The organism is Colwellia sp. 6_MG-2023, from assembly GCF_030547765.1.
Lineage (GTDB): Bacteria > Pseudomonadota > Gammaproteobacteria > Enterobacterales > Alteromonadaceae > Colwellia.
In genome coordinates this window covers 147,745-156,531 of record NZ_JAUOPP010000009.1, presented here as the reverse complement: position 1 = coordinate 156,531, position 8,787 = coordinate 147,745, and the positions used below count along the sequence as shown (strand labels likewise).

General features: G+C 34.6%; 6 protein-coding genes. 5 read left to right on the top strand and 1 reads right to left on the bottom strand.

Annotated elements, in window-relative coordinates; genetic code table 11:
- The first annotated feature begins 179 nt into the window (after positions 1 to 179).
- Genes rsxD through nth form a run of 4 tightly spaced genes read left to right on the top strand, consistent with a single transcriptional unit; the run spans position 180 to position 3,499 of the window.
- Positions 180 to 1,271: an electron transport complex subunit RsxD gene (gene rsxD / locus Q4503_RS08060; RefSeq protein WP_303601934.1), complete on the top strand. Its 1,092-nt coding sequence runs from the start codon at positions 180 to 182 to the stop codon at positions 1,269 to 1,271.
- A 3-nt stretch (positions 1,272 to 1,274) separates the two neighbouring features.
- Complete coding sequence (gene rsxG, locus Q4503_RS08055) at positions 1,275 to 2,006, top strand: electron transport complex subunit RsxG (RefSeq protein WP_303601933.1); 732 nt, start codon at positions 1,275 to 1,277, stop codon at positions 2,004 to 2,006.
- Entirely contained in the window at positions 1,996 to 2,796 is an 801-nt protein-coding gene (locus tag Q4503_RS08050) for an electron transport complex subunit E (protein WP_215972572.1), read from the top strand. Before rsxG ends, Q4503_RS08050 begins: the two co-directional genes overlap by 11 nt.
- 43 nt (positions 2,797 to 2,839) lie before the next feature.
- A complete protein-coding gene (nth, locus tag Q4503_RS08045) occupies positions 2,840 to 3,499 on the top strand; it encodes an endonuclease III (protein WP_215972573.1) in 660 nt (219 codons plus the stop codon).
- 6 nt (positions 3,500 to 3,505) lie between these two features.
- Here the strand turns inward: nth and sigX are convergent, their stop codons facing one another.
- Entirely contained in the window at positions 3,506 to 4,030 is a 525-nt protein-coding gene (gene sigX, locus Q4503_RS08040) for an RNA polymerase sigma factor SigX (RefSeq protein ID WP_215972574.1), read from the bottom strand.
- A gap of 515 nt (positions 4,031 to 4,545) precedes the next feature.
- Here sigX and Q4503_RS08035 point away from each other — a divergent pair.
- Positions 4,546 to 8,718 carry a two-component regulator propeller domain-containing protein gene (locus Q4503_RS08035; protein ID WP_303601932.1) on the top strand — a complete coding sequence of 1,391 codons (4,173 nt, stop codon included), beginning with the start codon at positions 4,546 to 4,548 and terminating at the stop codon, positions 8,716 to 8,718.
- Positions 8,719 to 8,787: the final 69 nt, after the last annotated feature.

Genomic DNA, 8,787 nt, shown 5'->3' with positions numbered 1-8,787 from the left:
CAGGTAGAACAAGTAACAAGCCAAGCTGATGATAAAAAAGCTCGGATTGCGGCTGCCGTTGCAAAAGCTAAAGCGAAGGTAAATGCTAAAAAAGCCCAAGAACAAGAAGCTCTCTTACAAGTCAATAACAGTGATAACACATCACCTTTAAAACCTAGCAATGAAGAATTAGAATAATTATGGCATTTTGGATAGCAAGTTCGCCCCATAATCACAATCAAACCGAAACATCGGCTTTAATGCGTTTAGTCATTTATGCTTTATTCCCTGGGATATATGCTCAATGGTACTTCTTTGGCTGGGGTAATATTATTCATATAGCATTAGCTATCACCACAGCATTACTCTGTGAATTTTTCGCTTTATCACTACGAAGTAATTCAAAGAAAATCAATAAACAATTGTTCGATGGTAGTGCCATATTAACGGCAATACTAATTGGTATTTGTTTACCTGCTGTTGCTCCATGGTGGATTTCAGTTATTGGCGCTGCATTTGCTATTTTAGTGGTAAAACAACTCTATGGTGGTTTAGGGCACAACCCATTCAACCCAGCGATGGCTGCTTACGTTATGTTGCTCATTTCTTTTCCTGTTCAAATGACATCATGGCAGCCGCCATTGCACCTGATGAATATAGATTTAAATTTCACCAATACGTTAACCACAATATTTACCGGTTTTACCAATGAAGGCTACTCCGTCGAGCAACTTCGCACGAGTATTGACGGCTTTACTATGGCTACGCCATTAGACACTTTAAAAACGAACCTAAATTTAGGTTTTACCACATTAGAAATCATACAAAACAACTTATTTTCTAATACTATAGGTCCAAGTTTAGGTTTTGCTTTTGGTTGGGAGTGGGTAAATATTGCATTTTTAATTGGCGGCTTAATCCTAATAGCCAAAAAAGCTATTGCTTGGCAAACCCCTATTAGCTTTTTAGTAAGCTTATTTATCTGTTCTTTTATTGCTTATAGTCTAAGCCCAGATACCAGTGCTTCACCTCTATTCCACTGGACAACAGGTGGTTGTATGTTAGGGGCATTCTTTATTTTAACAGACCCTGTCTCTGGTGCTACAAGTGTAAAAGGTCGATTAATTATGGGTGCTTTAGCAGGATTATTAGTGTACTTGATTAGAACGTTTGGTGGCTATCCCGACGGTATTGCCTTTGCTGTATTACTTTGTAATATGACAGCCCCTTTAATAGATCAATATACACGTCCGCGTACCTACGGCCATGATATTGATAGTAACAAAGGTTAAATAATGACTAACTCTTTACCCCCTAATAAAAATGCTAAAGATAAATCAGCATTCCGATTACCAATACAAAAAAATAGTCAAATACTCGCAATATTTGCTATTGTTTGTACAGTTATCGTTGGCCTAGTTAATGAATTAACAAAAGATAGAATACAAGAACAAACACAATTGCAATTATTAAATACATTGCATGAAATAATTGAGCCAAGTAGTTATAACAACGAAATAACTCAAGACTGTGTGAATATTAGTTCACCTTTACTTGGTAGCACCCAAAATACCAATATAGTGCAAAAAGCTTACATAGCTCGTAATAATAACTCTCCTGTAGCAGTAGCTATCACAAGTACAGCACTCGATGGCTATAATGGTAAAATTGAACTGATTGTTGCTATCAATATAGATAATAGTATTAGTGGCGTTAGAGTGTTAAAGCATCAAGAAACGCCGGGGTTAGGTGATAAAGTAGAGCTTAAAAAAAGTAACTGGATCACAGCCTTTAATGGTAAAAAGCTATTATCAGAGCTAGACACTCGCTGGCAGGTAACAAAAGATGGTGGTACTTTTGATCAATTTACCGGAGCAACTATTACGCCAAGGGCAATCGTTAAAGCAGTGAAAAACACGCTATTATTTTTTATCGAAAACAAAAACAAAGTATTAACGCTTCCTAATAGCTGTTTAATAGGTGATCAAGAACCTCAACCTGAATATGAGGCTACTAATGAATACTAGTGAAAATAATGTAAATGAAGCTCCTCAATTGTCAGAGAACAATATTGAGCTTGAGCAACAATTAGCAGAAAAAACATTAGCCCAAAAAGCACTTAAAGCTGAGTATAAAGAGTTAGCTATTCAAGGGCTATGGAAGAATAACCCAGGTATAGTTCAATTACTCGGCCTATGTCCATTGCTAGCAGTAACCGCCACTATCACCAATGCTTTAGGTTTAGGACTAGCGACCTTGTTAGTTCTAGTCGCCTCTAATGCTACTGTTTCTGCTATCCGTCATTGGGTACCTAAAGAAATTCGCATCCCTATTTTTGTCTTAATTATTGCTTCATTTGTTACTTGTGTTCAGCTATTAATGAACGCATATACTTATGGTATATATCAATCATTGGGAATATTTCTCCCATTAATCGTCACCAATTGTGCCATTATTGGTAGAGCAGAGGCTTACGCATCTAAAAATCCAGTAAAACAAGCCAGTTTTGATGGCTTAATGATGGGACTTGGTTTTGCATTAGTGTTAATTTTGCTAGGCGCGATTCGAGAAATCTTAGGACAAGGTACATTATTTGATGGTGCTCACCTACTCTTTGGTGATTGGGCAGGTGTTTTACGCATTGAAGTGGTAAAATTAGATAGTCAGTTTTTATTAGCCATACTCCCTCCAGGAGCGTTTATTGCTATGGGCTTTATCATCGCACTTAAAAACAGTATTGATACTTATATAAAACAACGTCAACCCAAAAAAGAAAAAGCCACTATTGAGCGAGTTAGAGTTAACTTTGACTCATAAGTAACATGATACCAATTGCAATGAATAATAGTGACCGATACAAATGAATAAAGCCAAACGATTAGAAATGCTGACTAGGCTGCGTGATAATAATCCGGAGCCAACGACAGAGTTAAACTTTAGTACCCCTTTTGAATTACTAATAGCAGTACTTCTTTCGGCCCAAGCAACAGATGTAGGGGTAAATAAAGCAACCGCAAAATTATATCCGGTAGCGAACACTCCTCAAGCAATACTTGATCTAGGCTTAGAAGGGTTAATTTCTTATGTGAAAACCATAGGCTTATTTAATACCAAAGCTAAAAACACCATGAAAACCTGTCAAATGTTGGTTGACTTACATGGTGGTGAAGTACCAGAGAATCGAGCTGCACTCGAAGCATTACCCGGTGTTGGTAGAAAAACAGCCAATGTTGTATTAAACACTGCTTTTGGTTGGCTTAAAGATAATGAAGGTAACTACTTTTTAGCCGTTGATACTCATATTCAGCGACTGGCAAACCGTACAGGCTATGCCAAAGGTAAAACGGTTGAACAAACAGAACAGGCGATAATAAAAAACACACCAAACAAAACAGAGTTTATGTTCAATTTGCATCACTGGTTCATTTTACATGGACGTTACACTTGCACTGCACGTAAACCTAAATGTGGTTCTTGTATCATTGAAGATTTATGTGATTTTAAAGAGAAAACAGATTAACGCTACTTATTTTAGCTTTTGCTTTAAAAACTCGACAACCCGTTTATGCCGCATTTTTACCGCTGAAAGTTTTAGCTGATGAATATTCGCAATATCCTGAAAACTTAATTCACTACGATAACGTAATAGCATAATGTTACGATCGGTCAATGATAAATGTTGTATTAGCTCAGATAATACGGAAGCAGGGTCTTCGCTATCAGTCTTCTCATCTATTAAGTTTTCGAGGTATTCTTCATCATTCTCAATAATTCCCCAACGTCGCTCTCTTATCTTGTTAATACATTCGTTATAAGCAATTTTGAATAGCCATGCTCTAAAAGACACAACCCACTTAAAAGCCTTTAAATTTTTTAATGTTTTTATAAGAGTTTCTTGTACTACATCCTCAGCATCAGACTGATTATTAAGCAATTTTACACAGTACCCTTTTAATTCAGGTAAATATGGAGTAATTAACTGCTGAAATAAACGCGTATCATAAGGAAGACGCTCTTGTACTAAAACAACAAGCTGTCGTTCATTAAGCATAGTAAACAGTAACTCTTCTTGAAGGCTTTAATTTAATCGAAAAACTATTAGTTATAGTTAATCGATTGCAGAAATTAATTTAAGGTTATTACGAACAAAAAGTACTTAAGGGCTGTTGTGATCAGATATAACTACCATCTACTACTGATATAAATACAGAAGAAGTTATTAAGGCAATTACTATACCTACAGCGAATAACACTCTATTGTTCATTAAGGTTTCCTGACTCATTTGGATAAGATTTGGCACTACAGATGAGTCACTTAATCATGTATCTATGATAGGGGGAAAGTAACTTTAGCGTTTATCAAAATCGGACGTTATTTTATCAATAACGGTCTAAATAACTTAAAAAGTAAATTTTCATGTTAAAAATAAACAGTTTACGATGTATGTCTGAAATGCGACAATAATAACTTACTGATAAAATGACGTATAAAAATTTTCTATGCCATCAAAAACAATAAAAAATAACTGTTCACTATCCTCCTTTTCTTGGGGGGTATTTTTTATCTTGTTTTTTTCACCAGCAAGTCTAGCAGCGTCCATTGATTACCTTGGTAAAGAACAAGGATTAAGTAACTCCAATTTGCATACTATTTTTCAAGATAGCGATGGTATTATTTGGGCAGGTACTGAGACTGATGTTAATTGGTATTTAGGAGGACAGTTTAACGAGTTAGCTATTGAGTTAAACGATACAGGAGAGAAGCCATTAAATGTTGCCCATATTTATGAAGATAACCACAAGGGAATTTGGTTTTTAAATTTTTCTAATGGTATTTTTCGATTAGACAAACGTGAATGGAAACTAGCTAAAATCTCATTCAAAGATCTACACGGTAAATTAATAGAACTAACTGGTCATCAAGTTTTTGTTGATAAAAAAGGAACTATTTGGTTAACGACTGATTCGGGGGTATTCACTTATGATGCCAATACACAATTACTCACTGCAATTCCTATCGCAAATACTGAACCTAATGAGTTATTAATTTTTAATCAGATTAGTTATTTCTCTGATAATCAAATGGCCCTAGCAACCAGCCAAGGAGTTTATTTTTGGCAAGAGCAATACGGTAAGTTTTATCCGCTAAAATCTGATTTTTTAGAAAACAAACCCGTAGAAAAAATCATTTACAATAATGGCTATAGCTGGATATTAACGACAGAATCAGTTTATCAAATAAATCAACAGACCGATAAAATTAAAGTTGTTTTTACTTCTGACTCCCCCACCAATAAACTGCTAGATATGCTTATTGAACATGATGCTAGCTACTGGGTAACAGCTGATAACGGTATTTATCAGTTGTCAGCAGAAAACAAACTAATCCAACACTTTCAACCTAAGCTTTTTAATCAATCGGAAAACAACAGAGCCTTAGCAATAAAGAAAATTGATGAAAGGCTATGGGTAGCCTTACCCAGTTCATTAGTTGAATATGATTATAGCAGCGAAAAAATGAAGTTTATTGCACTAGGTGCTTTTCCCAAAAGTGATGAAAGTAACGAGATACTCAATATTTTTAGTGATACCTCAAAAAACTTATGGATGATTACCTCACAAGGGATTGCCAAAGTAAGTTTTAACCGACCAACATTTAATAGTTACCTTTTTGATCCTAAGTCATCTTTTGGACCTATTAGCACATTAAGTCGTGCAATTATGTATGATTCTAAAAACCGCTTATGGTTGGGTAGCCAAGATAGAGGTATTAGCCGCTATCACAGCCAAACTAAAAAGTGGGACTACTTTTCTCATCGTATAAATGACAAAAGCGCCTTGTCCAATAATCATGTAAGAGCCCTTCTTGAAGATTCACAAGGTGACATTTGGGCAGGAACAGAAGGAGGTGGCCTTAATTTATTTAACGAAGAAACCAAAAAATGGCAGCAATTTAAACAAAACGGTTGGCAAGATCATATTTTCAATTTACATGAAGGGAAAGCCCATAACTTATGGATAGGTCATGGCAGAGGCATCACTTCTTTTTCAACCAAATCTCACGAATTTACCAATTACTCTCCAGTAGAAGACAATGATACGGCACCAATGGTCAGAGCATTAAGCCCTGATAATAAAGATAACTTATGGATAGGCACCCATTTTAATAAAACAAAAGAACAAGAAAAATACACTTATGCGAGGGGGTTATATAAATTTAATACGCTAAGTCATGAATGGAAGAACTTTAATCATGATCCCGAACAGCCAGATAGTTTATCTAATGATTTAATATTTGCCATTAAAGTAGACAGTCATCAAGATGTTTGGGTGGGAACTTGGGGGGGAGGCATTAATTTATTAAAAAATGATGGTAAAAGTTTCCAGCATTACACAATGAAAGATGGTCTTTCGAGCAATGTTATTTATGCTATTTTTGAAGATACATTAGGTAATCTGTGGATTAGCTCGGCTGGAGGGCTTGATAAAATGACCCCTTGTCATAGATACCCAGTCACATCTAACTATCAATGCAAACCGATAATAAAACACTATAAATTTTCAACTCCGTTATCGGAAATTGAATTTGATTCCGAGAGCGCGTTTCAGGCCGAGGACGGTACAATATATTTTGGCGGCTTAAATGGTGTACTTAGTTTTAATCCAGAAAAACGTATGGGCTCTAACCCAAATATTCCCAAAAACACATTTTTTAGCCAACTTAGAATTAAAGACCAATTAATCACGCCTGAATTACATCAAGGTTTAGATCAATGGATAGGCTACGCAGATAAATTACAACTCAGTTATGATGATCAGCCCTTCTCACTCTCTGTCGCTAATAATGAATTTACTCAACCAGAAGAAAACCAGTATCGCTATAGAGTTGATAACGGCTATTGGTCAAGCATCAATCCTGATTTCAAAGACTTAACATTTAGAAAGCTACCATTTGGGCAGTATAAAATTGAAATTGATTCCAGTAATAACGAAGGTATGTGGTCTAATAATCCCAAAACACTAATGCTAACAGTTACCCCGCCATTTTATTACTCTTGGCTAGCCTTTACTTTATATGCCATAACTATTATCACCGGTATTTATCTTTATATATTAGCTCGACAAAATGAACATAGAAAACGTGAAAATCAGCTTAAAAGCCAAGTAAAATTAAAAACTGTAGAAATTTTACAAAGTAAAAATGAAGTTGAAAAACTGCTTAAAGAAAAACAACATTTTATTGAAAATATATCACACGAATTAAAAACCCCATTAACACTTATTTTCAACGCATTAGAAACGGTATCTAATACCGACTTAAATGCCGAAAATAATAAAAAAATAAGTAATATCAAACATAACGGCCAACGATTATTTAATCTTGTTGAGCAATTATTGTCACTTGCTAACAACAAACAATCAACTGCCAAAAAGTCAATTGTTAAGTTAGAGCATACCTGTAAACAAATCATTAATAATTTTTCTAGTTTAGCCTCAGCAAAATCGCTAACCTTTTCATTTGATTGTAAAACCAATGCCGAACTAATTATTGAAACTGAGTTGCTAGAGACTGTTTTAAGTAACCTGGTTTCAAACGCCATAAAATATGCCGAGAGTTCGAGTGAAATTAAAATTATCTGTATGTTAGATAACCCTTTTTGCATTATTAAAGTCACCAATGTAGGGCCTAATATTCCAGAACAATACGAAAATGTTATTTTCGAAAAATTTTATCGTCTTAAACATCACCACCAAACGGAAGGACAAGGCATAGGTCTTTCTTCAAGTAGAGAGCTAATTGAGTCTTATCAAGGGATGTTAACTTTAGATAATACTCAGCCTAATCTAGTTCAATTTATTATTTCCTTGCCTATTGATTTGATTTTTAATATCGATCAAACATTAATCGAGAATAAAAACAATCAAGAAGCTAATTTACAACCCAGCATCGCTATAAATCAATGTAATACCAAGCTACTTATTGTTGAAGATAACCTAGAAATAAACCAATTTCTGACGGAGTTATTGGCATCAAACTATGACGTTTTAAGCGTACACAACGGACAAGAAGCCGTTGAGCTTATTGATGGATTTCAACCTGATTTAATTTTATCTGATGTGATGATGCCATTAATGAATGGCTTTGAACTTTGTCAATTTATCAGGACAAGCAATAAACCATATAGTAAATGCCCTATCATTTTTCTTACCGCAAAAAGTGATATAGCAAGCCAAAAACAAGGCTTACAAGTTGGTGCTACAGATTATATCAATAAGCCTTTTAGCGGCGAAATATTAAAATTAAAAATTGCTAATTTATTAGACTCATCCACCGAGACTAGAAATAAAATTACAGCAATAGCAGCTAACCATTTACAAATAGAGTTATCAAACGATAGTACTGGTAATAAGTTTATTCAACGAACTAGAGAGTTTTTAAAAATACACTTTCCTGATCCTGAGTTTAATGTAAAAAAACTATCAGAATTATTAGCTATGGATGAAAGAACATTAAGACGTAAAACAGAACTTTATCTATCACAAAAACCTAAAGATATTATTCGAGAATATCGACTTCAATGCGCATATGAAATGCTAAAATTTGGTGATAGTATTTCAGATATATCAATAGCTTGTGGTTATACAACTTTGCCACACTTTTCGAAATGTTTTAAAGATAAGTTTCAAGAAACCCCAAAACAAACTCAGCGAAAACTTATTATTGAAAATAACCAATAAAGAATGTGTTGTTAATAAAAAATACCCTTCTTCTATTATTGCATGACTTAAATAAGTACAATTTACCGA